The sequence below is a fragment of the Streptomyces sp. ADMS genome, assembly GCF_033441795.1.
Lineage (GTDB): Bacteria > Actinomycetota > Actinomycetes > Streptomycetales > Streptomycetaceae > Streptomyces.
On the sequence record NZ_JAVFVX010000668.1, the window covers coordinates 1 to 219 of the forward strand.

The following is a 219-nucleotide window of genomic DNA, read 5'->3' on the forward strand; positions in this document are numbered from 1 at the left end:
CGCTCTCCTGGACCCGGCCACCCAGACCCCGGGCCACTGGACCAAGGCCACCCGGCAGTCGCCGCCCGTGGAGTCCCCGGGCCCCACCAGCGTCGTACACCCGCCCGACCCGGCAGACCCGGCCGCCGCACAGCGAGAGGGTTCGGACGGAACCGACTCGTTGCTGTCGGCGCGGACCCTGATGGCGGGTCCGTCGGGTGCGGGGCAGGGGCGGAACTG

1 pseudogene is annotated in these 219 nt (G+C 75.8%); it reads left to right on the forward strand.

The features are described 5' to 3' along the window. A pseudogene (locus RB628_RS42420) lies at positions 1–219 on the forward strand (hypothetical protein); the annotation flags it as partial.